Here is a 25,006-nt window from a genome sequence, read left to right on the forward strand (position 1 = left end):
ACGGCGTTCGATCCGGGGAAGCCCGGTCGCGTCGAGTGCTCAGCCCAGGATGGTCACGGACCCGCTCGCGACCTGCCAGCGCCCGTCGATGATGCGCCAGTCGCGCACCCATCGAAGGCTCACGTCGACCCATCGGCCCTCGTTCCACACCGTGGCCACGGCCGTCGTCTCGGTCGTGCCGCCCTCGGGCGTCTCGGTGGTGCGCCGGAGCGTCTCCTCGATGCGCTCGAAGCGGGTCGCGCCGGTCCGATGCGCCTCGAGGTCGGCCGCCTTGCCGACCACCGCCCCGTCGGGGCCGGAGAAGGCGAGGTCGTCGGCGATGAGCAGGTCCAACTCGGCGAGGTCGCTCGCTCGCATGGCCGCCTGGATCGCCTCCTCGGCCTGATCGATCGTGCGTCCGGACTCGTCGCGTGCTGACATGCACCCACGCTACGGCGTTCGCCGCCGGACTCCGCCGGACTCCGCCGAACGCGCGGAACGCGCGGACGCCGGGCGTCACGGTTCGAAGCGGTACCCCATGCCCGGCTCGTTGAGGAAGTGCCGCGGCTCGGCGGGCACGGGCTCGAGCTTGCGGCGCAGCTGCGCCACGTAGAGGCGCAGGTAGCCGGCGTCGTTCGCGTGGAACGGTCCCCACACCTCGCCGAGCAGCATCTGGCGGGTGAGCAGCCGCCCGGGGTTCTTCAGGAACAGCTCGAGCAGGCGCCATTCGGTGGGCGTCAGGCGAACGGATGCCGCGTCGCCGGCGTCGCTGCGGATCGTCTTGGCCACGAGATCGACGGTGAGGTCGCCGATGCGCACCGTCGCGGCATCCGCCCCCTCGTCGGAGACCGAGCGCGCGCGTGCTCGGATGCGGGCCAGCAGCTCGTCCATGGCGAACGGTTTCGTGACGTAGTCGTCGGCGCCCGCGTCGAGTGCCTCGACCTTCTCGGCCGAGTCGGTGCGACCCGAGAGCACGAGGATCGGCACCTTCGACCACGCCCGCACCGCACGGATCACGTCGAACCCGTCGACGCGCGGCATGCCGAGGTCGAGCAGGATGAGGTCGGGGTGCGCGTTGGCGGCGAGGTCGATCGCCTCGGCGCCGTCGCGGGCGGCCACGACCTCGTAGCCGCGCGCGGCGAGCGTGATGCGCAGGGCGCGCTGCAGCTGGTCGTCGTCGTCGGCGAGGAGGATCTTCACGGCGTCTCCCCGTGGGTCGGAGGGGCGGATGCCGCGGGCGGGCCCGCCACGGGCAGCGTCACGACCATGGTCAGCCCGCCGCCGGGGGTGTCCTCGACCTCGAGGCGGCCGCGCATGCCCTCGGCGAACCCCTTCGAGAGCGCGAGGCCGAGGCCGAGGCCGGTGTCGTTGTCGGTGTCGCCGAGGCGTTGGAAGGGCGTGAAGATCTCGTCGCGCCGCTCGACCGGAACGCCGGGTCCGCGGTCGACGACGCGCAGCTCGGACTGCTCGCGGAACGAGCTCGTCGCCACGCGCACGCGCTCGCCGGAGGGACTGTGCCGCACGGCGTTCGCGAGCAGGTTCACGACCACGCGCTGCAGCAGCACGGCGTCGGCCTGCACGGGCGCGGTGTCGTCGGCGAGGTCGAGCTCGACGTCGGCTGGGCCGAGCGCGAGCTCGTCGAGCGCGGCGAAGACCACGTCGGCCAGGTGCGTCGGGGCGAGCGAGACGCCGAGGGCGCCGGCCTGCACCCGGCTCACGTCGAGCAGGTCGGTCACGAGGGCGGAGAGCGAGTCGAGGCTCTCGGCCGCGGTGTCGAGCAGTTCGGTGCGCTCGGATGCCTCGAGCCCGAGGTCGGGGGTCCGCAGCGCGCTCACGGCGGCCGACGCCGACGTGAGGGGGCGTCGCAGGTCGTGGCCGACCGCGGCGAGCAGCGCGGAGCGCACCCGGTCGGTCTCGGCGAGCATGCCCGCGGTCGAGGCGGCCGAGGTCAGCGCGCCGTGCTCGAGCGCCTGCTCGATCTGGGTCGCGATGACCTGCAGCAGGCGCCGCTCGCCGGCCTCGAGGTCGCGGCCGTGCAGTTCGAGCACGGCGCCGCCCTCGAGCGGCACGCTCGTGACGTGGTCGTCGGGCGTCGGCTCGCCGTCGGCGACTCGGGCCGTGCCGTCGATGACGAGGCGCACGCCGCTGAGCCCGAACGCCTCGCGCGTGCGCGTGACCATGGCCTGCAGGGCGTCTTCGCCGCGCAGCACGCTGCCGGCCATGCCCGCGAGCAGCTGCGACTCGGCCGCGGCGCGCCTGGCCTCGCGCGTGCGCCTGGCGGCCTGGTCGACGACGTAGCTCACGAGCACCGCGTTCGCGACGTAGAACACGAGTGCCAGGAACTGCCGCGGGTCGGCGATGGTGAGCGTGTGCACGGGCGCGACGAAGAGGTAGTTCAACGTGAGGCCCGACAGCACGGCCGCGAACAGCGCCGGCCAGATGCCGCCGACGAGCGCCACGACGATCACGAGCAGCTGATAGGCGAGCACGTCGCTCGTGATCGACGCCTCGGTGTGCTGGCTCACGAGCAGCCAGCTGAGCAGCGGACCCGCGATGAGCGCGATCGCGGCGCCGGCGATCAGTCGGCGTCGGCCGAGCGACCCGCCGAGCTTCGGCAGGGAGAACCGCGATCCGGCCGAGGCGTGCGTGACGATGTGCACGTCGATGTCGCCGGACTCGCGGATGACGGTGGCCCCGATGCCCGGCCCCGAGAGCGCGGCGGCCAGGCGCGAACGCCGGCTCACGCCGATGACGAGTTGCGTGGCATCCGACGCCTTCGCGAACTCGACGAGCGCGCGCGGCACGTCTTCGCCGACCACCTGGTGGAAGGTGCCGCCGAGCTGCTCGGCGAGCGTGCGCTGCGCATCGAGGGTTCCCGGATGCCGCGGGCGCATGCCGTCGGGATTCGTGACGTGCAGCGCGATGAGCTCGCCGCCCGACGACCGGGATGCGATGCGCGCGCCGCGCCGCAGCAGGGTCTCGCCTTCCGGGCCACCGGTGAGGGCGACGACGACGCGCTCGCGGGCCTCCCACGTGCGGTCGATGCCGTGCTCGGCGCGGTAGGCCTTCAGCGCGGAGTCGACCTCGTCGGCGAGCCAGAGCAGGGCCAGCTCGCGCAGGGCGGTGAGGTTGCCGAGGCGGAAGTAGTTCGAGAGCGCGGCGTCGATGCGCTCGGCCGGGTAGACGAGGCCGCCGGCCAGCCGGTCGCGCAGCGCCTGCGGGGCCAGGTCGACGACCTCGATCTGGTCGGCCGCCCGCAGCACCGCGTCGGGGATCGTCTCGCGCTGCGGTACGCCCGTGATGCGCTGCACGACGTCGCCGAGCGACTCGATGTGCTGCGCGTTCACGGTCGAGATCACGTCGATGCCCGCGGCGAGCAGTTCCTCGACGTCGTTCCAGCGTTTCGGATGCCGCGAGCCCGGCGCGTTCGTATGCGCGAGTTCGTCGACCAGGGCGATCTCGGGGCGACGCGCGAGCACGGCGTCGAGGTCCATCTCGGCGAGGGCCATGCCGCGGTGCATGACGTCGTCGCGCGGCACGACCTCGAGGCCCTCGACCATCGACGCCGTGGCGCGGCGGCCGTGCGTCTCGACGAACGCGACGACGACGTCGTGGCCCTCGGCGGCGAGGCGCTTGCCCTCCTCGAGCATCGTGTACGTCTTGCCGACGCCGGGGGCGGCGCCGAGCAGGACCCGAAGCCGCCCCTTCTTCATGCGCCTACTCCCCGAGTGCTGCGAGGGCGAGGTTCAGCTGCAGCACGTTCACGGTCGGATCGCCCAGGTATCCGAGATCCCGTGCCTGAATCCTAGACTCCACGAGGTCGGCGACCTCGGCTTCGGGCAGGCCTCGCGCGGCGGCCACTCGGGCGACCTGCAGCCTCGCGTACTCGGGGCTGATGTGCGGGTCGAGTCCGGATGCCGAGGCGGTCAGCGCGTCGACCGGCACCTCGTCGGGCGCGACGCCGTCGAACTCGGCGACCTGTGCACGACGCTCCTCGATGGCGGCGATGAGGTCGGCGTTCTCGGGTCCGAAGTTGCTGCCGCTGGACGCGCCGCCGTCGTAGCCGTCGCCCGCGGCGCTCGGCCTGGGCTGGAACCATTCGGGCAGGGGCTCGCCCTCGGCATCCGCGAAGGACTGGCCGATGAGCGAGGAGCCGACCGCCGTGCCGGAGCCGTCGCGCTGCATCGAGCCGTTCGCCTGCGCCGGCAGCACGAGCTGGCCGATGCCGGTGATGACGAGCGTGTAGGCGATGCCCAGCACGGCCGTGAAGATGAGCATCGCGCGGAGGGCGACCCAGTGGGTGCGCGCCGTGGTGCGAGTTGAGCTCATGGTGTGATTCCTTTCGAGTCCGGGCCTAGAACCCGGGGATGAGGCTGACGACGAGGTCGATCAGCTTGATGCCGATGAAGGGGGCGATGATGCCGCCGAGGCCGTAGACCAGCAGGTTGCGGCTGAGGATCGACGAGGCGCCGCCCGCCCGGTACTTGACGCCGCGCAGCGCGAGCGGGATCAGGATCACGATGATGATCGCGTTGAAGATGATCGCCGAGAGGATCGCCGAGGCCGGCGAGTGCAGCTGCATGATGTTCAGCACGGCGAGCCCGGGGAAGATGCCCGCGAACATCGCCGGGATGATCGCGAAGTACTTCGCGATGTCGTTCGCGATCGAGAACGTCGTGAGTGCGCCGCGCGTGATGAGCAGCTGCTTGCCGATGCGCACGATCTCGATGAGCTTCGTCGGGTCGGAGTCGAGGTCGACCATGTTGCCGGCCTCCTTCGCGGCCGACGTGCCCGTGTTCATCGCGACGCCGACATCGGCCTGCGCGAGCGCGGGGGCGTCGTTCGTGCCGTCGCCGGTCATGGCGACGAGGTTGCCACCGGCCTGCTCGCGCTTGATGAGCGCCATCTTGTCTTCGGGCGTGGCCTCGGCGAGGTAGTCGTCGACGCCCGCCTCGGCCGCGATGGCCTTCGCCGTGAGCGGGTTGTCGCCCGTGATCATCACGGTGCGGATGCCCATCGCGCGCAGCTCGGCGAACCGTTCGGTGAGGCCGTCCTTCACGACGTCCTTCAGGTGCACGACGCCGAGCACGGTCGCGCTGCCGTCGGCCGAGCGCCTGGCGACCACCAGCGGGGTGCCTCCGCTGTTCGAGATGGCCTCGACCCGCTGCTCGAGCTCGTCGCGGGTCGTCCGGGTGAGGGGGGCGGATGTCTCGACCCACGCGATGACCGCGGACCCTGCGCCCTTGCGCACGACCGTGCCGTCGGCGAGGTCGAGGCCCGACATGCGGGTCTGCGCGGTGAACGGCACGACGTCGCCGGCGGGAGCGGCGTCGAACCGTATGCCGTGCTCGGCCGCGAGATCGACGATCGAGGCGCCCTCGGGCGTCGGGTCGGCGAGCGACGAGAGCGCGGCCGCCCGCACGAGCTCGAACGCCGGCACGCCGGGCATCGGCACGAACTCGCTCGCGCGCCGGTTGCCGTAGGTGATCGTTCCGGTCTTGTCGAGGAGCAGGGTCGTGACGTCGCCCGCCGCCTCGACCGCGCGGCCCGACATCGCGAGCACGTTGCGCTGCACGAGGCGATCCATGCCGGCGATGCCGATGGCTGAGAGCAGCGCGCCGATGGTCGTCGGGATCAGGCAGACCAGGAGGGCGATGAGCACGGGGATGCTCGCCGGCGTCGCCGCGTACGAGGCGATCGGGTTCAGCGTGAGCGCGACGACCACGAAGACGATCGAGAGGCTCGCGAGCAGGATGTTCAGCGCGATCTCGTTCGGCGTCTTCTGGCGCGACGCGCCCTCGACGAGGGCGATCATGCGGTCGACGAAGGTCTCGCCCGGCTTCGAGGTGATGCGCACCACGATGCGGTCCGAGAGCACCCGGGTGCCGCCGGTGACCGCCGAGCGGTCGCCACCCGACTCGCGCACGACCGGGGCCGACTCGCCCGTGATGGCCGACTCGTCGACCGAGGCGATGCCGTGCACGATGTCGCCGTCGCCCGGGATGAGCTGACCCGCCGTCACGACGACGAGGTCGCCGAGCTTCAGGTCGGCCGAGGAGACCTCTCGCAGCGGCGTGCGCTCGGCCGCGGCATCCGTCACCTCGTCGTAGGCCGTCACGACGAAGGCGGCGGTCGACGTGCGGGTCTGGCGGAGCGAGTCGGCCTGCGCCTTGCCACGGCCCTCGGCGATCGACTCGGCGAGGTTCGCGAAGAGCACGGTGAGCCAGAGCCACACGGCGATGCCCCACGTGAAGGTGGCGGGCACGGCGGTGCCGCCCGACGAACCCGGACCGCCGAGGAACGGCTCGGCGATCGCGAGCGCCGTGGTGAACACGGCCCCGATCTCGACGATGAACATGACGGGGTTGCGCCACATGAGGCGCGGGTCGAACTTGCGGAACGCGCCGGGTAGGGCCTGGGCGATCTGCGACGGCCCGAACGCGCCCGCCGCGCGCTTCGACGTCGAGCCGACGGGCCGCCGGTCGTGGTCGTGACCGTGACCTTCGGCCGGTTCAGGCACCGGTTTCGGGGTGGGGGTGATGGTGGACATGGATCAGTTCAGCCCTTCAGCCAGGGGACCCAGCGTGAGCACGGGGAAGTAGGTGAGCGCGGTCACGATGACCGTGACGCCCACGAGGAGGCCGACGAACTGCGGCCGATGGGTGGGCAGGGTGCCGGCGGTCGCGGGAACCTTGTCCTGCGCGGCGAGCGAGCCGGCGAGGGCGAGCACGAGCACGATCGGGATGAACCGGCCGAGCAGCATCGCCACACCGAGCGCCGTGTTGAACCACGGCGTGTTCGCCGTGAGCCCCGCGAACGCCGAGCCGTTGTTGTTCGACGCGCTCGTGAAGGCGTAGAGCACCTCGCTCATGCCGTGGATGCCGGGGTTCCAGATCGAGGTCGACTCGACGTCCTCGCGGATGCCGGGGATCGCGAACGAGAGGGCGGTGCCCGCGAGCACGAGCGTCGGCGTGACGAGGATGTACAGGCTCGCGAGCTTGATCTCGCGCGGCCCGATCTTCTTGCCGAGGTACTCGGGGGTGCGGCCCACCAGGAGCCCCGCGATGAACACGGCGATGACGGCGAGCACGAGCATGCCGTAGAGGCCCGATCCGACGCCGCCGGGGGCGACCTCGCCGAGCATCATGTTCAGCATCGGCATCATGCCGCCGAGCGCCGTGAACGAGTCGTGCATCGAGTTGACCGCACCGGTCGACGTGAGCGTCGAGGTCGTGCCGAACAGCGTGGAGCCGAAGATGCCGAAGCGCGCCTCCTTGCCCTCCATCGCGCCGCCCGCGAGTTCGGGCGCCGTGCCGTTGCCGGCGGCCTCGAGCGCGCTCAGCGCGAACAGCGAGACCACGAAGATCGTCGCCATGACGGCGAGGATCGCGTAGCCCTGCTTGTTCGAGCCGACCATCTTGCCGAAGGTGCGCGGCAACGCGAACGGGATCGCGAGCATGAGCACGTTCTGGAACAGGCTCGTCCACGCGGTCGGATTCTCGAACGGATGCGCCGAGTTGGCGTTGAAGAAGCCGCCGCCGTTCGTGCCGAGCAGCTTGATGACCTCCTGCGAGGCGACCGGGCCGCCCGGGATCGACTGCGTGTTGCCGGCGAGCGTGGTGATCTCGGTGAAGCCGTTGACGTTCTGCACGACGCCGCCGATGACGAGCACGATCGCGCCGACCACCGAGAGCGGCAGCAGCAGCCGGAACGACCCGCGGAACAGGTCGACCCAGAAGTTGCCGATCGTGCCCGAGTTGCGACGAGCGAATCCACGCACGAGGGCCACGGCGACCGCGATGCCGACGGCCGCAGACACGAAGTTCTGCACGGCGAGGCCCGCGAGCTGCACGGTGTAGCCCAGGGTGAGCTCGGGGGAGTACGACTGCCAGTTCGTGTTCGTCACGAACGACACGGCCGTGTTGAACGACAGGCCCTCGGGCACCGCGGGCAGTCCGAGCGAGTACGGCAGCACCGCCTGGGCGCGCTGCAGCACGTAGACGAACAGCACGCCGACGACCGAGAACGCGAGCACGCCGCGCAGGTAGGCGGGCCACGACTGCTCGGCACGGGGGTCGATACCGATGAGCCGGTAGAGCCCGCGTTCGGCCTTCCAGTCGCGGTTGCTCGTGTAGAGGTTCGCCATGTAGTCGCCGAGGGGGCGGTAGATGAGCGCGAGGATCAGGGCGAGGGTGGCCGCCTGGAGGACGGCGAGCATCGCATCCATCAGAACCGCTCGGGTCGGACGAGGGCGTACACCAGGTACACCACAGCGGCGACACCCAGCGCGGCAGCGAGGAGTTCGAAGAAGATCATCCCCGCTCCTCTCGGCCGGCCGCTTCGCGGACGGCCGAGCCTCGGGCGCGTGGGCCCAGCTTCTCGACCCCCCTGGCGATGAGGCCGACGAGGACGAACACGGCGATGATGCCGAGAATGTAGACGACGTCGAGCACGAAGACTCCAAGTTCGAGACGCCGCCGGCCGCGGGGGCGGCGAGCGGGCAGCGGATCGCTGCACCTGCGATGCAACACCTCGGCCGGGCGCGCGCGGCCGATCCTCACGGATCCCTAACGGGTCGGATGCGGCATCCGAACGGGTCGCATACGCCGCCGCCGCGAGCAGGGCCGCCGAACGTCGTGCGACCGATTTGCCGGAAGGTGTCGATTTCTCGGGGTCGATCTCGTCACCATGGTGTGACGAACCTCGTCACGGCCCGGGAACGGGCGCCGACGCAAGGAGAGACCCCGATGACGGATACGTACCTCTACCTCATTCACGAGCCCGACTGGGACTCCGACGCGGTGCTCGAGGGCGGCGGCGCGGAGGACGACTCGCACGGAGCGAACTTCGCCGAGCACCGGGTCTTCCAGGAGGCCGTCGAGCGCCTCGGCGCGCGGATCGTCGGCGCGTCCGCCCTGCAGAACGCGCGGCACGGCGGACGCGTCACCCCGGGCGCCGGCGACCGGCTCGAGGCCGACGCGGTCTACTCCGACGGGCCGTACCCCGACACCACCGAGGTCGTCTCGGGGTACTACGTCGTCGAGACCGACGACGAGGCGCTCGCCCGCCGCATCGCCGCCCTCGTGCCCACCGCCGGTCACATCGAGTGGCGCAAGGTGTTCCCGATCTCATGACCGATCACGCGTGACCGACCTCTCGTGACCGACCCGATCGCCGACCTGGGCGAGGACTTCGTCGAAGCCTGGCCGCGGATCGTGCGCGCGCTGGCCGCCTTCACGGGCAGCCTCGACGACGCGCAGGAGTACGCGGCCGAGGCGATGGCGAGAGCCGTCGCCGAGGTCGGCGGTCGGGCGGATGCCGGTGGCCGGCCGCTCGGCTCCCTGGCCGCGTGGTGCACCGCCGTCGGCAAGCGGGCGTGGATCGACGACCGCCGTCGCGCCGGGGTCGAGTTGCGTCACGCGCAGCGCGAGGCCAGGGAGCTGCGGGGGGCGATCGCGGCCGAGGCGGCCGGTGCCGCGGGCGGGCGAGTCGCGGCATCCGCCCTCGAGCTCCCGGTCGGCGACCGCCTCGGCGACGCGCTCGACGACCGGGTCGCGCTGCTGTTCGTGGCCTGCGACCCGGCGCTCACCGAGCCGGCGCGGCTCGTGCTCGCGCTGCGCGTGGTGTGCGGACTCGACGTGCCGCGCATCGCGGCCCACCTCGGCATCCAACCCGCGACCGCGGCGGCGAGGCTCACCAGGGCGAAGCACGCGCTCGCGAAGGCGCGCGGGCGCTTCCACGTGCCGGAGGCGCCCGAGCGGCGGGTGCGGCTGCCGGTCGTGCTCGCGAGCGTCGCCGGCATGTTCACGGTCGCTCATCGCGACGTGCTCGATCCGCTCAGCCCGCTCGACGACCTGGGCGGGCAGGCGCTCTCGATCGCCGACGCACTGGTCGCCGAGTACCCCGACGACGCCGAGGTGCGCGGACTCCGCGCCGTCGTGCGGCTCGGGCTGGCACGTCGGCCCGGCCGTCTCGACGGTGACGGCGCAGCCCTGCCGCTCGACCAGGTCGACCGCACCACGTGGGACGGACGCCTCATCGAGGCCGGCCTCTCGGATGCCGCGGCCGCCGCCGATCGTGGCGACGGACGGTTCGTGCTCGAGGCCGCGATCGCCGGGTTGCACAGTTCGGCTCGGAGCTTCGCGACCACCGACTGGAACCAGGTCGTGGCGTTCTACCGCGCGCTCGAACGCGTGTGGGGCTCGCCGTCGGTGACGGCGGGCCGGCTCTCAGCCGAACTGCATCGCAGCCTGCTCGCGCCGGAGTCGGGCGAGCGTACGGCCGCCCTGCGCAGGATCGCGGCCGAACTGCAGGACCTGGCCGATGGCTCGGCGCCCTACGCGGCCCTCGACGCGAGCCTCGCGCTCGCCGACCTGGCCTGGCGCACCGGCCGACGCGAGCAGGCCGCCGCCGAGTACGCCCGGCTCGCGACGCTCGTGCCGACCGAGCCCGTGCGCCGCTTCTGCCTCGCGCGCGCCGGCACGGACGCCGGGTGAGAGCTCAGCCCGCGGCGACCCGCTCGAGCAGCACCATGACCTCGAAGTGCGGCGTCTGCGGGAACATGTCGAACACGCGCGCCCGCACGGGCCGCAGCGACGGCATCGCGGCCAGATCCTTCGCGAGCGAGGTCGCGTTGCAGCTCGAGTACAGCACGTGGCGGATGTCGGAGGTCTCGAGCCACCCGCTGAGCTCCGCGCCGATGCCGCGCCGCGGCGGGTTCACGACGACCAGGTCGGGTACGTCGGCCTCTGGCGCGTCGAGCGCGAAGCGCGTCGCGTCGCCGGCAGCGAACCGCACGCGGTGGAGTGCGGCATCCGTTCGGCTGAGTTCGGCGCTCGCGACGGCCTCGACGCTCGTCTCGATGCCCGTGACCGCAGGCCCCGAGCCGGGGTCGTCGCTCGCGAGGTGCAGCGCGAAGCCGCCGACGCCGGAGTAGAGGTCCCAGGCCGAGGCCGGTGCGAGGTCGGTGATCCAGTCGCGCGCCTCGGCGTAGAGCGCCGCCGCGATGGCCGTGTTCGTCTGGAAGAAGCTCTGCGGCCGCAGGTGCATCGTCACGTCGTTCAGGCGCATCGTGAGCGTCTGCGCCTCGGTGAGCACGATCTCGTGCTCGCCCTCGAGCACCGCCTTGTGCTCGGGCAGCACGTTGACGCTCACCACGCGTGTGTTCGGCAGCTCGGCGAGCAGCGTCGGCAGGTGCTTGCGGATGCGGGCGACCGGCTCGGTCGAACGCAGCACGAACCGCACCATGAGCTCGCCGTCGGGCGACTCGGTCACGATGAGGTGCTTCAGCTCGCCCGTGCGGCTCGGCACGTCGTAGGGGGTGATGCGCGCGAGGGTGATGAAGCGCGCGATCGGGCCGAACGCGGCGCGGTGCCCGGGCGAGCAGATGCCGCACGCCTGCAGGTCGACCCCGTGCCCGTCGGCGTCGAGGATGCCGATCGTGGGCGCGTCGACCGTGCCGCCGACCACCATCTTCGCCTTGTTGCGGTAGTCGCGTTCGCCACTCACGACCGGCGGATGCCACGTGCCGACGCCGAACGGCTCCAGCAGTTGCTCGGCCCTCGCCTGCTTCGCGTCGACCTGCGCCGGGTACGGCTCGCCCATGAGCGAGCACGAGAGGCATCGCCCGGCGTCGAAGTACGCGCAGTCCACGGTGCAAGGCTACGCAGTTCCGGCTGATCGTTCGCCCGCGCATGCTCGGGAGGGGCGGATGCCGCGGGCGGACGCCGCGCCGATCGCGGGCGCGCCGTCGGCCTCCGTTCGCCTGCGGCATCCGCTCGCCCGGTAGCGTTCTCGTCATGAGCGCGTGGGAGACGATCGGGGCGATCGCCGAGGTCATCGGATGGATCGGCCTCGGGTTCGGGCTGCTGAGCCTCGGTCTCGTGCTGCTCATCCGCATCGCCGACGGGCGCTGGCTGCCCACCGAGGCGCTCGTCGTCGACGAGCCCGAAGGCAGCGTCGTGCGCTGGTTCGCCGAGGGCGAGTTCCACTCGCGACGGCTCAGCGTCGACGAGCGGCACCATGTCGCGAACCCCGAAGCGGAACCCGCGTTCTACCGCGAGCGCGAGCCCGAGCACCTGCGGCTGCACGAACCGCCCGCCGGGCGCCGGGTGCTGCGCCTGCTCGGTGTCGTGTTCCTCGCGCTCGCCGTGGTCGCGGGCGTCATCGGCGTCGTCGCGATGCTGGTCGGCTGAGTTCGAGCATCGGATGCCGCGGCATCCGCCCTACTCGAGCGCGGCGAACTTCTCGATGTCGCCCTCGGTGCCCGACACGATGATGAGGTCGTGGTTGGAGACCACCGTGTTCTCGGTCGCGTAGGTGAACGGCTTGCCCGGGCTCTTCACGCCGACCACCGTCACCCGGTGCTTCGATCGCACGCCCGACTCGGTGAGGTTCTTGCCGCGGATCGGCTTGGGCGGGTACATCTTCACGAGCGCGAAGTCGTCGTCGAACTCGATGAAGTCGAGCATGCGGCCCGACACGAGGTGCGCCGTGCGCTCGCCGGCCTCGCGCTCGGGGTAGATCACGTGGTTCGCGCCGATGCGCTCGAGGATCTTGCCGTGCGAGGCCGAGATCGCCTTGGCCCAGATCTGCGGGATCTTCAGGTCGACGAGGTTCGCGGTGATGAGCACCGAGGCCTCGACCGAGGAGCCGACCGCGCACACCGCGATCGAGAAGTCCTGCGCGCCGATCTGGCGCAGGGCGTCGATCGACTTGGCGTCGGCGACGACGGCGTGCGTGACCCGCTCCGACCACTTCTGCACGAGGATCTCGTCGGTGTCGACGGCGAGCACCTCGCGGCCGAGGCGATCGAGCTGGCCCGCGGTGGCGGCGCCGAACCGGCCGAGGCCGATCACGAGCACCGGGGCGTCGTGCTTGATGCGATCAACCAACGATGGGCCTCTCTTCCGGACGCTTGAACAACTGCCGTCGCTGGCTCGCGGCGAGGGCCGCGGCGAGTGTCACTGTACCAACGCGGCCCATGAACATCGTGGCCGCCATGACGTAGACGCCCTCGGGCGGGAGTTCGGCCGTGAGCCCCGTCGACAGCCCGCACGTCGCGAAGGCCGAGATCACGTCGAACAGCACGTTCTCGAACGGGGCCTTCGTGATCTGCAGGATGATGATCGACGAGACGGCCACGATCGTCGCGCCCCAGAGCACGACGCTGACCGACAGGCGCAGCATGTCGCGTGGGATCCGTCGGCCGAACGCCTCCATCGACGGGGCGCCTCGGGCCTCCGCGACCGCGGCGAGGAACAGCACGGCGAGCGTCGTGACCTTGATGCCGCCGGCCGTCGAGGCCGAGCCGCCGCCGATGAACATGAGCATGCTGCTGACCAGCTGGCTCGACCCGTAGAGGTCGTGCATGTTCACGGTCGCGAACCCGCCCGACCTCGTCATGGCCGACATGAAGAAGGACTGGAACACCGTCGCGCCCGCGTCGAGCTGCCCGTACGTGCGCGGATTGCTGTGCTCGAGCAGCACGAACATGCCGGCACCCAGCACGAACAGGATCACGGTCGTCGTGATCGTGAGCTTCACGTGCAGGCTCCACTTGCGCGGCTGCCGCCAGGCGCGGGCCAAGGCGAAGATCACCGGGAAACCCAGGCTGCCGAGGAACACGCCGACCATGAGGAGCGACTGCATCCAGTAGTCGTGCTCGAACGGCTCGAGGCCGCCGGGGTTCGGGTTGAAGCCCGTGTTCGTGAACGCCATCGCCGAGTAGTAGAAGCTGTACCAGACCGAGTGGAACGCGTCGTACCCGGCGGCGAACATGCTCGGGATCATCGCGATGGCGATCGTGCCCTCGATGACGAGGGCGCTGATCGCGACGGTCGCGAGCAGCCCGCCGACCTCGCCGAGCTTGATGGCCTGCCGCTCCGCGACCGGGCCGACGTGGATGCGCGACGGGTTCGTGTCGCTCGCCGCCATGAGCTTGGACCGCAGCCCGAGGCGACGCGAGATCACGAGGCCGAGGATCGAGGCGAGCGTCAGCACGCCGATGCCGCCGATGTTGACGCCGATGAACACGAGGAAGTTGCCGAACGGCGACCAGTACGTCGCCATGTCGACGGTCGCGAGCCCGGTGACGCAGATCACCGAGACCGCGGTGAACAGTGCGTCGTGCAGCGGGGTGCCGGAGCCTTCGCCCGCGCGTGCGATCGGCAGCGAGAAGAGCAGCGTGAAGATGAGGATCAGGCTCGCGAAGATCGTGATCGCGAATCGCGACGGCGAGTGCTTGACGAAGCCGTCGACGGCATCGCGCAGCCGCCCGAGCCACGACCGCTGGTCGAACCGACCCCCGCGGCCCATCGGCTGAACGCGCATCGACCCCCCTCAGCACCATCGTCGCGACGCGTGTGTCATGGTACTCCCCGCCCGGAATGACTAGCCTTGCACCATGGCGGACATCTTCGACGTGGTGGCAGACGCGACCCGACGCGACATCCTTGCGGTCCTGCTCGAGCGCGAGTCCGTCTCGCCCGAGTCGCACGGCGAGATCAGCGTGTCCGAGATCGTCGCCTCCCTCGGCCTCAGCCAGCCGACCGTCTCCAAGCACCTCAAGGTGCTGCGCGAGGCCGGTCTCGTGAGCGTCCGCGAAGAGGGCCAGCACCGGTACTACCGGCTCGACCGGGGTCCGCTCGAGACCCTCGAGGACTGGCTGATCCCCTTCATGTCCTCGGATGCCGCGGCCGACGCCGCGAAGCTCGCGGGCGCCGAGGCGCTCGACTCCGAAGACCTCCGGGCCGAGCAGCTCGCGTTCGCCTCGAGGCTCGGCAAGAGGTTCGCCGAGACGGCGCACCAGGTCAGCGCGGTCGTCGGACCCAAGAAGCACCGCTAGTCGGCAGTCGTCCCGAGACGCACTACCCGGTGGTCGAGTAGCGAAGCGTATCGAGACCCGCTCAGCGCAGCCGCTTGATCATCTCGAGTTCGAGGCCGCCGGGCTCCAACTCGTACGCGCGCGTGTGCCCGGTGAGACTGAACCCGAGCTTCTCGTAGAACGCGATCGCCCGCGGGTTCTGCTCGTGCACCTCGAGGCGCAATGCGTCGCCGTGCTCGAGCGCCCACTCCTCGACGGCCTCGAGCAGACGACGCGAGACGCCGCGCGCGTCGCCGCGGTACGCCGGGGAGACGTAGACGCCCACGAGCAGGGGGTCGGCCGCGGCATCCGGAATCCATCCGCCCATGTGGCCCACCCAGCGCTCTCGGTCGATCGCGACGACGGAGGTCTGCCCGGGGGTCGTGCCGCGGGCTGCACGCAGCCGCCAGATCGCCTCGGAGGCGCCCAGTGCGTGCTCGAGCGTCTCGCCGAACGCGATGGGGGTGTCCTCGAGCATCTCGAGGCGGAGGTCGCGCACCTGCGGCCAGTCGTCTTCACGAGTGGTGCGGATGGTGAGCTCGCGGCGGCGCATCCCTCGACGCTAACGCACCGTGATCAGGGGTGCGCCTCGAATCGGCTAGACTATCCCGAGGCTTTCTGCCTGCGGCTGCGACTCGCGCGGCCGACTCGATCTTTTCTGTGAGGTTCTGATGGGTTCCGTCATCAAGAAGCGCCGCAAGCGTATGGCGAAGAAGAAGCACCGCAAGCTGCTGCGCAAGACGCGTCACCAGCGTCGCAACAAGAAGTAGTCCGCTGCTTCACCGCTGAGAGCGTCAGGCCCACGGCCTGGCGCTTTTCGCTGTACCCGGGCGAGGTCTTCCGCCGGTCGAGGAGCGAAGCGTCTTCCGCCGGTCGAGGAGCGAAGCGTCTCGAGACCCTGCCTCGCCCGACGCTCGCTGCGTAGGCTGAGACCATGGCCCGCGACATCCGTCTCACCCTCATCGGCAAGCCCGGCTGCCACCTCTGCGACGACGCGCGCGAGGTCGTGCAGGCCGTCATCGCCGAGTTCGAGGCGACGGATGCCGGTGGCCGGCCGGTGCTCGAGGAGCGGTCGATCCTCGACGACCCCTCCCTCGCCGAGCGCTACGCCGAAGAGATCCCGGTGCTGCTCGTCGACGGCGAGATGCACGCGTACTGGCGCGTCGATCCGGTGCGCCTGAAGGCGAAGCTGCTCGCCGGCTGATCGGCGCCCGATCGCGCCCGACGCCCGTCGTCCGAGGGTTCCCTGCGCGTTCGCGGGCGGACCCTTGTCTTTCCCGAACCCGCATGAAACGGTGGGATCAGCGCCGCCGGGGGGTGGCGCGTTCGCATGCGGGGAGAGGCGATTCATGGGCGACGTTCTGCCAGGGGGAGTCCTTCCGATTCCCGATCAGGTCTACACCGGGCCGATGGTCATGGACGCGAAGAAGATGGAGGAGAAGCTTCCTCCGATCGAGATGAAGCGCCCTCCGAAGCAGGCTCCCAACGTGCTGCTCGTGCTCCTCGACGACGTGGGCTTCGGCGCGTCGAGCGCCTTCGGCGGGCCGGTGCCCATGCCGACGGCCGAGCGCCTCGCCGGCGGCGGCCTGCGGTACAGCCGGTTCCACACGACGGCGATCTGCTCGCCGACGCGCGCGGCGATGCTCTCGGGCCGCAACCACCACCAGGTGGGCATGGGCCAGATCACCGAGACCGCGACCCCGTCGCCCGGCTACCGGTCGACGCGGCCCAACTCCTGCGTTCCGTTGCCCGAGATCCTGCGCCAGTCGGGCTACAACACGGCGCAGTTCGGCAAGTGCCACGAGGTGCCCGTGTGGGAGAGCGGCCCGACCGGCCCGTTCGACCACTGGCCGGCGTTCAGCGGCTTCGAGAAGTTCTACGGCTTCATCGGCGGCGAGACCAACCAGTGGACACCGGCGCTCATCGACGGCGTCGGGTTCATCGAGCCGCCGACCGACCCCGACTACCACCTCATGCCCGACCTGGCCGACAAGACGATCCAGTACATCAACCAGCAGAAGGCGCTCACGCCCGACAAGCCCTTCTTCGTCTACTTCGCGCCCGGCGCGACCCACGCCCCGCACCACGTGCCGAAGGAATGGATCGCCAAGCACGAGGGCAAGTACGACCAGGGCTGGGACAAGCTGCGCGAGGAGACGTTCGACCGCCAGAAGGCGCTCGGCGTGATCCCCGAAGACGCCGTGCTCACCGAGCGGTCGGAGGGCATCCCCGCGTGGGAGGACACCGACGAGGCCATGCGGCCGATCCTCGCCCACCAGATGGAGGTCTACGGCGCGTTCCTCGAGTACGCCGACCACCACACCGGTCGCGTGATCGACGCGCTCGAGGCCCTCGACATCCTCGACGACACGCTCGTGCTGTACATCATCGGCGACAACGGCGCCTCGGCCGAGGGCGGCCTCAACGGCGCGTTCATGCTCTCGACGGCGGCCAACGGCGGCGCCGAGTACGAGACGCCCGAGTTCTGGGCCGAGAACCTCGACAAGATCGGCGGGCCCGAGGCGTACAACCACTACGCGGTGGGCTGGGCTCACGCGATGTGCACGCCGTACCAGTGGACCAAGCAGGTCGCGTCGCACTACGGCGGAACGCGCAACGGCACGATCCTGCACTGGCCGTCGAATGTGAAGGCCCAGGGCGAGGTGCGCACCCAGTGGCACCACGTCATCGACATCGCGCCGACGATCCTCGACCTCGCCGGGCTCGCGCAGCCGCACACCGTGAACGGCGTCACGCAGGTGCCGATGCACGGGGTCTCGATGGCGTACTCGTTCGACGACGCCGCCGCCGACGAACGGCACACCACCCAGTACTTCGAGATCATGGGCAACCGCGGCATCTACCACCGGGGCTGGACGGCCCAGACGCGCCACCGCACGCCGTGGGACGTCGTCGGCGCGGCCCCCGACTTCTCCGACGACGTCTGGGAGCTCTACGACACCACCGTCGACTGGACCCAGTCGAACGATCTCGCGAAGCAGAACCCCGCGAAGCTCGCCGAGCTGCAGCAGCTGTTCCTCATCGAGGCGACGCGCTACAACGTCATCCCCCTCGACGACCGGGCGGCGCAGCGCATGAACCCCGAGTTCGCCGGTCGGCCCACGATCGTGCAGGGCGAGACCCTGCGTCTCTACGAGGGCATGACGCGCCTCAACGAGAACGTCGCGATCAACGTGAAGAACCGGTCGTGGTCGGTGACGGCCGAGGTGGTCGTGCCCGACGACGGCTCGCTCGACGGCGCGATCGTCGCCCAGGGCGGTCGCACCGGCGGCTGGTCGTTCTTCGCCGAGGGTGGCCGGCTCGGCTTCCACTACAACTTCTGCGGGCTCCTCCGGTCGACCGCGCTCTCCGACGCCGAGATCGGTGCCGGGAAGCACCAGGTGCGCGCCGAGTTCGCCTACGACGGCGGCGGCATCGGCCGAGGCGGCACCGTGACGCTCTTCATCGACGGCGCGACATCCGGAACCCCCGCGACCGTGAAGCGCACGCATCCGATGTACTTCTCGTTCGACGAGGGACTCGACGTCGGCATCGACACCGGCATGCCCGCGTACGAGGGCTACGCGACCGAGCAGGGCCGGTTCACGGGCACGATCGACTGGGCGCAGATCGATCTCGGCACCGACGACCACGGCCACCTCATCGATCCGGAGGAGTGGCTGCAGGCGGCGATGCGACACCAGTAGGCGAGCGGATGCCGCGTGGTGCTGCTCGAGCCACGCGACATCGTTGCACCGGGCGCGACGATGGCGGGGGCCCGCCGTGAGGGGAAGCGAAGACGCACATGGCGAACAACGACAAGATCCAGCGGGGGGCACTCCCGATCCCCGATCTCGCGTACACGGGAACGGTCACGTATGACGCGACCGACCCCGACACGCACTACCCGCCGATCGAGCGCCTGCTGCCGCCCGAAGGGGCGCCGAACGTGCTCGTCGTGCTCATCGACGACACGGGCTTCGGGGCGTCGAGCGCGTTCGGCGGCCCGGTGCAGACGCCGAACTTCGAGCGCGTCGCGGCGGCCGGCCTCAAGTACACCCGCTTCCACACGACGGCGCTGTGCTCGCCCACCCGTGCGGCGCTGCTCTCTGGACGCAACCACCACACCGTCGGCATGGGCGGCATCACCGAGATCGCGACCAGCGCGCCCGGCTACAACTCGCTGCGTCCGAACAGTTGCGCCCCCCTCGCCGAGACGCTGAAGCTCAACGGCTACAACACCAGCCAGTTCGGCAAGTGCCACGAGGTCCCGGCATGGCAGGCCAGCGCCGTCGGCCCCTTCGACGGTTGGCCCAGCCCCGGCAACGGATTCGAGCACTTCTACGGGTTCCTCGGCGGCGAGACCAACCAGTGGTACCCGGCGATCTACGAGAACACCTCGCCGGTCGAGCCGTGGGGAACGCCCGAGGAGGGCTACCACTTCATGGCCGACATGACCGACAAGGCCATCGACTGGACCCGCCAGCAGAAGTCCCTGGCCCCCGACAAGCCGTTCTTCACCTACTTCGCGCCCGGGGCGACGCACGCCCCGCACCACGTGCCGAAGGAATGGGCCGACAAGTACAAGGGCAAGTTCGACCAGGGCTGGGACGAGGTGCGCAAGGAGACCTTCGCCCGCCAGCTGGCGCTCGGCGTCGTCCCGGCCGACGCCGTGCTCACCGAGCGCAGCCCCGGCATTCCCTCGTGGGACGAGATGAGCGACGTGATCAAGCCGGCCCTCGCCCGCCAGATGGAGGTGTACGCCGGCTTCCTCTCCTACGCCGACCACTACGTCGGCAAGCTGCTCGACGCCTACGAGGAGCTCGGCATCCTCGACGACACCCTCGTCTACGTCATCATCGGCGACAACGGCGCCTCGGCAGAGGGCTCGATGCACGGCACGACCAACGAGGGGTTCACGATCAACCACATGAACGAGATCGAGAGCGAGGAGTACGTCGCCGCGCACATCGACGACATCGGCACCCCGAACTCGTACAACCACTACGCGGTGGGTTGGGCGCACGCCATGGACACCCCGTACCAGTGGACCAAGCAGGTCGCGTCGCACTGGGGCGGCACACGCAACGGCACGATCGTCAGCTGGCCGAACGGCGGCGTCGAGCAGGGCGGCATCCGGAACCAGTTCTCGCACGTCATCGACGTGGCACCCACGGTGCTCGCGGCGGCCGGCATCCCGGAGCCCACGACGGTGAACGGCGTGACCCAGCGCCCCTACGAGGGCACCCCGATGAACTACACCTTCGGAGCGGATGCCGCCGAAGCCGACGAGCAGCACACCACGCAGTACTTCGAGATGCTCGGCAACCGCGCCATCTTCCACAAGGGCTGGACCGCCGTCGCCAAGCACAAGGACCCCTGGCTCGCCTCCAGCCATGGCCTCGACGACGATGTCTGGGAGCTGTACAACGTCGATGAGGACTGGACGCAGTCCAACGACCTCGCGGCCGAGGAGCCCGAGCGGCTGGCCCACCTCCAGCAGCTGTTCCTGATCCAGGCCGCTCGCTTCAATGTGCTGCCGCTCGACATCCGCTCGGCTGAGCGCATGAATCCCGATATCGCCGGCCGGCCCGCGCTCATCACGGCGCAGAGCCAGAAGCTCTACCGGGGGATGCGTCGTCTCAGCGAGAACTCCTCGATCAACATCAAGAACAAGTCGTTCACGGTGACGGCGAAGGTCGAGGTGCCGGAGGGCGGTGCCAACGGAGTGATCGTCGCGCAGGGCGGAGCGTACGGAGGCTGGTCGGTCTACGGAGTCGGCGGCAAGCTGGCCTTCGCCTACAACCTGCTCGGCATCCAGCTCGACATCGTGCGCTCCGACGCGCCCGTGCCCGCCGGCACGACGGAGTTGCGGGCGCACTTCGACTACGACGGCGGCGGCCTGGCCAAGGGCGGAACCGTCACCCTCTTCGCCGACGGAGCCCGGATCGGCGAGGGCCGGGTGGAGAAGACCATCCCGTTCCAGTTCACCTTCGACGAGACGACGGATGTCGGCGTCGACCTGGCATCGCCGGTCTCGACCGACTACGCCGCCAAGGGCAACGAGTTCACCGGAACCCTCGACTGGGTGCGGATCGACCTCGGCGACGACGACCACTCGCACCTCATCGACGACGAGCACAAGCTCGCCGTCGCCATGCTGAAGCAGTAGGAGGACGCTCATGACCGACCTCGAATCGTGGCGCGACACCGACACCCGTGCGGCGATCGTCGAGTTCGTCGAGCGCGTGAGCGGCGATGGGCCCGGCTCGGTTCCCGCATCCGAGCGCATCGCCGTCTTCGACAACGACGGCACGCTCTGGACCGAGAAGCCCATGCCGACCCAGCTGCACTACGTCGTCGAGCAGTGGCGCAAGCAGGCCGAGGCCGATCCGTCGCTCGCCGAGCGGCAGCCGTACAAGGCCGCCGTCACGCACGACTTCGGCTGGCTCGGTGGCGCCGTCGACAAGCACTACGAGGGCGACGACAGCGACCTCAAGGTGCTCATCGGCGCGCTCGTCGGCGTCACCGCCGGCATGAGCGTCCACGACTACGCGGCATCCGTCTCGGAGTTCTACGAGACGGCGAAGCACCTCACGCTCGGCACGCCGTATGCGGATGCCGTCTACCGGCCCATGGTCGAGCTGCTGCGCTACCTCGAGGCGAACGGCTTCACGGTCTACATCGTCTCGGGCGGCGAGCGCGACTTCATGCGCCCCATGACGCAGGAGTACTACGGCATCCCGCCCGAGCACGTGGTGGGCTCGGCGCTCGGGCTCGCCTACGACGAGGACTCGCACGAGGTGCGCTACGCAGCCGGCCTCGACTTCTTCGACGACGGCCCCGAGAAGCCCGTGCGCATCTGGAGCCGCATCGGGCGCCGCCCGCTCATCGCGTGCGGCAACTCCAACGGCGACATGCAGATGCTCGACTTCACCCGCAAGGGCGACGGCCTCGCGCTGCTCGTGCACCACGACGACCCCGATCGCGCCGACCCGCCGTATGACAAGGGGGCGGATGCCGCGCTCGCCGCGGCCGAGGAGCGCGGGTACACGGTGGTCAGCGTCAAGGACGACTGGGCGAACGTCTTCGTCGACCCGGCGGCGGGGTGAGCGCGGGAGCCGCGACCGCGAGACGTCGGATCCTCATTCCGACGCTTCGCGGATACCGGCGCTCGTGGCTCGGGCCCGACATCCTCGCGGGGCTCTCCGCCGGAGCTGTCGTCATCCCGCAGGCCATGGCGTACGCGACGATCGCGAACCTTCCGGTGCAGGTCGGCCTCTACACGTGCATGGTGCCGATGCTCGTGTACGCGATGCTCGGCGGTTCCCGCGCCATGAGCGTGTCGACGACGTCGACCATCGCGACGCTCACGGCCACGACCTTGGTCTCGGCGGGCGTGGCGGCGGGCTCCGACGACCCGGTGCCCGACCTCATGGCGCTCACGCTGCTCGTCGGCGTGATCCTCCTGCTCGCCCGCGTGGCGAAGCTCGGATCCCTCGTCGAGAACATCTCGAAGGCCACGCTCGTGGGCGTGCAGATCGGCGTCGGCGCGACCGTCGCGGCGGGCCAGCTGCCGAAGCTGCTCGGTGAGACGACGAACTTCTCGGGGCACGGGTTCATCAGGTCGCTCGTGGCCCTCGTCGAGGCGCTGCCCGCGGCGAACCTCGCGACGGTCGCGTTGTCGGCCGGATCGATCGTCGTCCTCGTTGGCCTGAAGCTCTGGCTGCCGCGGGTGCCCGGGCCGCTCGTGGTCGTGGCCGCCGGCATCCTCCTCGTCGCGTTCGGCGGCATCGAGGCCGCGGGCGTGGAACTCATCGCGCCGGTGCCGCAGGGGTTCCCGGCGCCCGAGCTGCCGTCGTTCGCGCACCTCGGGGCGCTCCTGCCCGGCGCCCTCGCCATCGCCGTGATGGCCCTGCTGGAGTCGGCCGCGGTCGCCCGCGGCATCCGCAAGCCCGGCGAGGCGCAGATCGACAGCAATCAGGAGTTGTTCGCGACCGGGGCGGCGAACGCCGTGGGTTCGTTCTTCCAGACGCTGCCGGCGGCCGGCGGGTTCTCGCAGAGCGCGGTGAACCAGGCGGCCGGCGCACGCACGCAACTCGCGTCGATCACGACCGTGGTGCTCGCCCTGCTCGTCGTGCTGTTCCTCGCGCCGGTCATCAGCCTCCTGCCGCAGGCGACCCTCGCATCGCTGGTGTTCGTCGCGGTGATCGGGCTCATCGACATCCGCTCGCTCGTGCGCTTCGCGCGCATCAGCCGGGTCGACTTCTGGATCGCGCTCTCGACGGCCGTCGTCGGCCTCACCGCGGGCCTGCTGCCGGCCGTCGCCATCGGCGTGGTCTCGACGCTGGTCGTGGTGCTGCGAGAACTGAACCGCCTGCGGGTCGTGACCGATGCCGTCGTCGACGACGTGCTGCCGGTGCGCCTCGAGGGGCCGCTCTACACGGCGAATGTGCTCGCGAACGAGAACGCCGTGCTCGCCGCGGTCGACGCGACTCCGGGGGTGCGGGCCGTGGCCCTCGAGCTCACGCACCTCGTCACGACCTCGATCACCGTGCTCGACACACTGGCCGACCTCGACCGGGAACTCGCCGGCCAGGGCGTCGAACTCCGCCTGGCGGCAGTGCCCTCCGGCGGTGCAGACATCGCCCGTCGCACGAGCTGGTTCAGCGGCCTCGAGTCGGCCGGGCGCGTGTACCCGACGCTCGAGGCCGCCCTCGCCGGGCCGCGCAGCGGATCAGTCGCCGCCGACTAGGGGAGCAGGCGCGTCGGGCCCCGGAAGAGGAACGTCGTCTCGCGGATCGAGGACTCGCCGAGCATGAGCATCAGCACGCGCGCGAGGCCCATGCCGAAGCCGCCGTGCGGGGGAACGCCGAAGCGGAAGAAGTCGAGGTAGAACTCGAGCTCCTCGGGGTCGAGCCCCTTCTCCTTCGCCTGCTCGACGAGCACGTCGACGCGGTGCTCGCGCTGGGCTCCGGTCGAGATCTCGACACCGTTGTAGATGAGGTCGTAGGAGTTCGTGAGGCTCGCGTCGCCTTCGTGGCGCATGTGGTAGAACGGCCGGATGCTCGAGGCGTAGTCCGTGAGGAACACGAAGTCGTGGCCGAACGTCTCCTTCACGTACGCCGAGATCTGGCGCTCGCCCTCGGGGTCCATGTCGGCGTCGGCGCGCGGCACGACGTAGCCGTGGTCGGCGACGATCTGCTTCGCCTCGGCCAGCGGGATGCGGGGGAACGGGCGCGAGGGCACCGCGAGCTCGATGCCGAAGTGCTCCTGGATCTCGGCGCCGTGCTTTGCGACGACGGCCTCGAAGCCGGCGACGAGGAGCTCCTCGTGCAGGGCCATGACGTCTTCGTGCGAGTCGATCCAGCTGATCTCGGTGTCGACCGAGGTGAACTCGGTCGCGTGGCGCGAGGTGAACGAGGGGTCGGCGCGGAACGCCGGGCCGACCTCGAAGATGCCGCCGAAGCCGGCAGCCTGCGCCATCTGCTTGAAGAACTGGGGGCTCTGCGCGAGGTAGGCCTTGCCCTCGAAGTAGTCGACCTCGAAGAGCTCGGCGCGCGACTCGGAGGCCGAGGCCATGAGCTTGGGCGTCTGGATCTCGATGAGGCCCTTCTCGACCCAGACCCCGCGCAGCGCGTGCAGGAAGGTGGTCTGGATGCGGAAGATGAGGGCCTGCTTCGGGTTGCGCAGGTCGAGGAAGCGCCAGTCCAAGCGCTTGTCGAGGCTCGAGTCGGCCGCGATCGGCGTCTCGGGGTTGGACTCCGAGACGACCTCGAGCGTCGCGAGCTTGACCTCGAGACCGCCGAGCTTGACGCGCTCGTCGTGCTTGAGCTCGCCCGTCACGCGGATGAACGAACCGTGCGCGAGGGCCGAGATCGCCTCGGTCGTCGCGAGGCGCGCGGGCGCCGTCTCGTCGGCGGCCTCGCCCTCGACGGGCTCGGGGAGTTCGCGGAGCGCGGGGTTCACGACCTGCACGGCGCCGGACTCATCGCGGAGGATGACGAACTGCACCTTCTTCTGATCGCGGACGGTCTCGACCCATCCGGCGATCGTGACGGGGCCGTCGGGCAGGGCGGCGAGGTTCTTGACGAGGGTGCGTTCGTTCACGAGGGTCCATCCTACTGGGGTCGTCCGGGTGCGATCCGGCTAACCGGTCAATGC

The 25,006-nt window shown here is 70.4% G+C and carries 23 protein-coding genes; 10 read left to right on the forward strand and 13 right to left on the reverse strand.

Annotation, left to right across the window (positions count from 1 at the left end; translation table 11 throughout):
- Nucleotides 1-39 precede the first annotated feature (39 nt).
- The 8 genes from ATC03_RS01570 to ATC03_RS20075 all read right to left on the reverse strand — a co-directional run bounded on the left by ATC03_RS01570 (nt 40) and on the right by ATC03_RS20075 (nt 8,432).
- Nucleotides 40-420: a nuclear transport factor 2 family protein gene (locus ATC03_RS01570; RefSeq protein WP_067872293.1), complete on the reverse strand. Its 381-nt coding sequence runs from the start codon at nt 418-420 to the stop codon at nt 40-42.
- A 75-nt stretch (nt 421-495) separates the two neighbouring features.
- Complete coding sequence (locus tag ATC03_RS01575) at nt 496-1,179, reverse strand: response regulator (RefSeq protein ID WP_067872296.1); 684 nt, start codon at nt 1,177-1,179, stop codon at nt 496-498.
- A complete protein-coding gene (locus ATC03_RS01580) occupies nt 1,176-3,692 on the reverse strand; it encodes a DUF4118 domain-containing protein (protein WP_067872299.1) in 2,517 nt (838 codons plus the stop codon). The genes ATC03_RS01575 and ATC03_RS01580 overlap by 4 nt, the downstream gene beginning before the upstream one ends.
- Before the next feature lie 4 nt (nt 3,693-3,696).
- Nucleotides 3,697-4,308: a potassium-transporting ATPase subunit KdpC gene (gene kdpC, locus ATC03_RS01585; protein WP_067872302.1), complete on the reverse strand. Its 612-nt coding sequence runs from the start codon at nt 4,306-4,308 to the stop codon at nt 3,697-3,699.
- A 25-nt stretch (nt 4,309-4,333) separates the two neighbouring features.
- Nucleotides 4,334-6,529: a potassium-transporting ATPase subunit KdpB gene (kdpB, locus tag ATC03_RS01590; RefSeq protein ID WP_067872305.1), complete on the reverse strand. Its 2,196-nt coding sequence runs from the start codon at nt 6,527-6,529 to the stop codon at nt 4,334-4,336.
- A 3-nt stretch (nt 6,530-6,532) separates the two neighbouring features.
- Nucleotides 6,533-8,206 (reverse strand): potassium-transporting ATPase subunit KdpA, encoded by a 1,674-nt coding sequence (gene kdpA / locus ATC03_RS01595; RefSeq protein WP_067872309.1) that lies wholly within the window; start codon nt 8,204-8,206, stop codon nt 6,533-6,535.
- Entirely contained in the window at nt 8,206-8,295 is a 90-nt protein-coding gene (gene kdpF, locus ATC03_RS01600; RefSeq protein WP_067872312.1) for a K(+)-transporting ATPase subunit F, read from the reverse strand. The genes kdpA and kdpF overlap by 1 nt, the downstream gene beginning before the upstream one ends.
- A complete protein-coding gene (locus ATC03_RS20075) occupies nt 8,292-8,432 on the reverse strand; it encodes a hypothetical protein (RefSeq protein WP_227820195.1) in 141 nt (46 codons plus the stop codon). Before ATC03_RS20075 ends, kdpF begins: the two co-directional genes overlap by 4 nt.
- A gap of 294 nt (nt 8,433-8,726) precedes the next feature.
- On the opposite strand from ATC03_RS20075, the gene ATC03_RS01605 reads away from it, so the two are divergent.
- Nucleotides 8,727-9,113, forward strand: coding sequence for a YciI family protein (locus ATC03_RS01605; protein WP_067881099.1), 387 nt, complete (start codon nt 8,727-8,729; stop codon nt 9,111-9,113).
- A gap of 24 nt (nt 9,114-9,137) precedes the next feature.
- Nucleotides 9,138-10,475: a DUF6596 domain-containing protein gene (locus ATC03_RS01610; protein WP_227820196.1), complete on the forward strand. Its 1,338-nt coding sequence runs from the start codon at nt 9,138-9,140 to the stop codon at nt 10,473-10,475.
- A gap of 4 nt (nt 10,476-10,479) precedes the next feature.
- Here the strand turns inward: ATC03_RS01610 and rlmC are convergent, their stop codons facing one another.
- Nucleotides 10,480-11,631 carry a 23S rRNA (uracil(747)-C(5))-methyltransferase RlmC gene (gene rlmC, locus ATC03_RS01615; RefSeq protein ID WP_067872316.1) on the reverse strand — a complete coding sequence of 384 codons (1,152 nt, stop codon included), beginning with the start codon at nt 11,629-11,631 and terminating at the stop codon, nt 10,480-10,482.
- 146 nt (nt 11,632-11,777) lie between these two features.
- Here rlmC and ATC03_RS01620 point away from each other — a divergent pair, with 146 nt between their 5' ends.
- Nucleotides 11,778-12,173, forward strand: a complete 396-nt coding sequence (locus ATC03_RS01620) for a hypothetical protein (RefSeq protein WP_067872320.1) — start codon at nt 11,778-11,780, stop codon at nt 12,171-12,173.
- Nucleotides 12,174-12,203: 30 nt separating this feature from the next.
- Here ATC03_RS01620 and ATC03_RS01625 read toward each other — a convergent pair whose 3' ends face one another.
- Nucleotides 12,204-12,872, reverse strand: coding sequence for a potassium channel family protein (locus ATC03_RS01625; RefSeq protein WP_067872323.1), 669 nt, complete (start codon nt 12,870-12,872; stop codon nt 12,204-12,206).
- A complete protein-coding gene (locus ATC03_RS01630; protein ID WP_227820197.1) occupies nt 12,865-14,310 on the reverse strand; it encodes a TrkH family potassium uptake protein in 1,446 nt (481 codons plus the stop codon). Before ATC03_RS01630 ends, ATC03_RS01625 begins: the two co-directional genes overlap by 8 nt.
- Nucleotides 14,311-14,383: 73 nt before the next feature.
- Here ATC03_RS01630 and ATC03_RS01635 point away from each other — a divergent pair, with 73 nt between their 5' ends.
- A complete protein-coding gene (locus ATC03_RS01635) occupies nt 14,384-14,824 on the forward strand; it encodes an ArsR/SmtB family transcription factor (protein ID WP_067872329.1) in 441 nt (146 codons plus the stop codon).
- A gap of 61 nt (nt 14,825-14,885) precedes the next feature.
- On the opposite strand, the gene ATC03_RS01640 is transcribed toward ATC03_RS01635, so the two are convergent.
- On the reverse strand, nt 14,886-15,395 hold the full coding sequence (locus ATC03_RS01640) for a GNAT family N-acetyltransferase (RefSeq protein WP_067872331.1): 510 nt from the start codon (nt 15,393-15,395) through the stop codon (nt 14,886-14,888).
- Nucleotides 15,396-15,513: 118 nt separating this feature from the next.
- On the opposite strand from ATC03_RS01640, the gene ATC03_RS19690 reads away from it, so the two are divergent.
- From ATC03_RS19690 to ATC03_RS01665, 6 genes are all read left to right on the forward strand, one after another.
- Complete coding sequence (locus tag ATC03_RS19690; RefSeq protein WP_003792170.1) at nt 15,514-15,612, forward strand: 30S ribosomal protein bS22; 99 nt, start codon at nt 15,514-15,516, stop codon at nt 15,610-15,612.
- A 164-nt stretch (nt 15,613-15,776) separates the two neighbouring features.
- A complete protein-coding gene (locus ATC03_RS01645) occupies nt 15,777-16,046 on the forward strand; it encodes a glutaredoxin family protein (RefSeq protein WP_067872334.1) in 270 nt (89 codons plus the stop codon).
- 145 nt (nt 16,047-16,191) lie between these two features.
- Nucleotides 16,192-18,549, forward strand: a complete 2,358-nt coding sequence (locus tag ATC03_RS01650; protein WP_067872338.1) for an arylsulfatase — start codon at nt 16,192-16,194, stop codon at nt 18,547-18,549.
- A gap of 98 nt (nt 18,550-18,647) precedes the next feature.
- A complete protein-coding gene (locus ATC03_RS01655) occupies nt 18,648-21,014 on the forward strand; it encodes an arylsulfatase (RefSeq protein WP_067872341.1) in 2,367 nt (788 codons plus the stop codon).
- A gap of 10 nt (nt 21,015-21,024) precedes the next feature.
- Nucleotides 21,025-21,954, forward strand: coding sequence for an HAD family hydrolase (locus ATC03_RS01660; protein WP_067872344.1), 930 nt, complete (start codon nt 21,025-21,027; stop codon nt 21,952-21,954).
- Nucleotides 21,951-23,597, forward strand: coding sequence for a SulP family inorganic anion transporter (locus tag ATC03_RS01665; RefSeq protein WP_067872347.1), 1,647 nt, complete (start codon nt 21,951-21,953; stop codon nt 23,595-23,597). Before ATC03_RS01660 ends, ATC03_RS01665 begins: the two co-directional genes overlap by 4 nt.
- Here ATC03_RS01665 and aspS read toward each other — a convergent pair.
- Entirely contained in the window at nt 23,594-24,952 is a 1,359-nt protein-coding gene (gene aspS / locus ATC03_RS01670; protein ID WP_067872350.1) for an aspartate--tRNA(Asn) ligase, read from the reverse strand. The two genes, ATC03_RS01665 and aspS, sit on opposite strands and share 4 nt — an antisense overlap.
- Nucleotides 24,953-25,006 lie beyond the last annotated feature (54 nt).

The sequence above is a fragment of the Agromyces aureus genome (assembly GCF_001660485.1).
Classification (GTDB): Bacteria; Actinomycetota; Actinomycetes; order Actinomycetales; family Microbacteriaceae; genus Agromyces; species Agromyces aureus.

Coding starts and splice junctions, on each gene's coding strand:
- kdpB (WP_067872305.1), bottom strand. CDS start 6,529: ATGTCCACCATCACCCCCACCCCGAAACCGGTGCCTGAACCGGCCGAA.
- ATC03_RS01650 (WP_067872338.1), top strand. CDS start 16,192: ATGGGCGACGTTCTGCCAGGGGGAGTCCTTCCGATTCCCGATCAGGTC.
- ATC03_RS01605 (WP_067881099.1), top strand. CDS start 8,727: ATGACGGATACGTACCTCTACCTCATTCACGAGCCCGACTGGGACTCC.
- ATC03_RS01635 (WP_067872329.1), top strand. CDS start 14,384: ATGGCGGACATCTTCGACGTGGTGGCAGACGCGACCCGACGCGACATC.
- kdpA (WP_067872309.1), bottom strand. CDS start 8,206: ATGGATGCGATGCTCGCCGTCCTCCAGGCGGCCACCCTCGCCCTGATC.
- ATC03_RS19690 (WP_003792170.1), top strand. CDS start 15,514: ATGGGTTCCGTCATCAAGAAGCGCCGCAAGCGTATGGCGAAGAAGAAG.
- ATC03_RS01620 (WP_067872320.1), top strand. CDS start 11,778: ATGAGCGCGTGGGAGACGATCGGGGCGATCGCCGAGGTCATCGGATGG.
- ATC03_RS01645 (WP_067872334.1), top strand. CDS start 15,777: ATGGCCCGCGACATCCGTCTCACCCTCATCGGCAAGCCCGGCTGCCAC.
- kdpF (WP_067872312.1), bottom strand. CDS start 8,295: ATGATCTTCTTCGAACTCCTCGCTGCCGCGCTGGGTGTCGCCGCTGTG.
- ATC03_RS01630 (WP_227820197.1), bottom strand. CDS start 14,310: ATGCGCGTTCAGCCGATGGGCCGCGGGGGTCGGTTCGACCAGCGGTCG.
- ATC03_RS01655 (WP_067872341.1), top strand. CDS start 18,648: ATGGCGAACAACGACAAGATCCAGCGGGGGGCACTCCCGATCCCCGAT.
- ATC03_RS01580 (WP_067872299.1), bottom strand. CDS start 3,692: ATGAAGAAGGGGCGGCTTCGGGTCCTGCTCGGCGCCGCCCCCGGCGTC.
- ATC03_RS01570 (WP_067872293.1), bottom strand. CDS start 420: ATGTCAGCACGCGACGAGTCCGGACGCACGATCGATCAGGCCGAGGAG.
- ATC03_RS01640 (WP_067872331.1), bottom strand. CDS start 15,395: ATGCGCCGCCGCGAGCTCACCATCCGCACCACTCGTGAAGACGACTGG.
- kdpC (WP_067872302.1), bottom strand. CDS start 4,308: ATGAGCTCAACTCGCACCACGGCGCGCACCCACTGGGTCGCCCTCCGC.
- ATC03_RS01660 (WP_067872344.1), top strand. CDS start 21,025: ATGACCGACCTCGAATCGTGGCGCGACACCGACACCCGTGCGGCGATC.